This window comes from Prevotella sp. HMSC077E09 (assembly GCF_001814685.1).
GTDB lineage: Bacteria > Bacteroidota > Bacteroidia > Bacteroidales > Bacteroidaceae > Prevotella > Prevotella oris.
On sequence record NZ_KV817504.1, the window covers coordinates 1 to 1,018 of the forward strand.

General features: G+C 54.4%; 1 rRNA gene. It reads left to right on the forward strand.

Annotated elements, in window-relative coordinates:
- Positions 1 to 13: 13 nt before the first annotated feature.
- Positions 14 to 1,018: ribosomal RNA gene (locus HMPREF2983_RS02235) — 16S ribosomal RNA — on the forward strand; the annotation flags it as partial.

Sequence of the window (1,018 nt, forward strand, 5' to 3'; positions counted from 1 at the left end):
TCAAGCTTATTTTACAATGGAGAGTTTGATCCTGGCTCAGGATGAACGCTGGCTACAGGCTTAACACATGCAAGTCGAGGGGAAACGACGGGGAAGCTTGCTTCCCCGGGCGTCGACCGGCGCACGGGTGAGTAACGCGTATCCAACCTGCCTCTGACTGAGGGATAACCCGTCGAAAGTCGGCCTAATACCTCATGGCATCGTCTGCGGGCATCCAACGACGATTAAAGATTTCATCGGTCAGGGATGGGGATGCGTCTGATTAGCTTGTTGGCGGGGTAACGGCCCACCAAGGCGACGATCAGTAGGGGTTCTGAGAGGAAGGTCCCCCACATTGGAACTGAGACACGGTCCAAACTCCTACGGGAGGCAGCAGTGAGGAATATTGGTCAATGGGCGAGAGCCTGAACCAGCCAAGTAGCGTGCAGGATGACGGCCCTATGGGTTGTAAACTGCTTTTATGCGGGGATAAAGTGAGGGACGTGTCCTTCATTGCAGGTACCGCATGAATAAGGACCGGCTAATTCCGTGCCAGCAGCCGCGGTAATACGGAAGGTCCGGGCGTTATCCGGATTTATTGGGTTTAAAGGGAGCGTAGGCCGTGGATTAAGCGTGTTGTGAAATGCAGGTGCTCAACGTCTGCACTGCAGCGCGAACTGGTCCACTTGAGTGTGCACAACGCAGGCGGAATTCGTCGTGTAGCGGTGAAATGCTTAGATATGACGAAGAACTCCGATTGCGAAGGCAGCTTGCGGGAGCACAACTGACGCTGAAGCTCGAAAGTGCGGGTATCGAACAGGATTAGATACCCTGGTAGTCCGCACGGTAAACGATGGATGCCCGTTGTCAGGCTGTTTCAGCCTGGTGACCAAGCGAAAGCATTAAGCATCCCACCTGGGGAGTACGCCGGCAACGGTGAAACTCAAAGGAATTGACGGGGGCCCGCACAAGCGGAGGAACATGTGGTTTAATTCGATGATACGCGAGGAACCTTACCCGGGCTTGAATTGCAGACGAA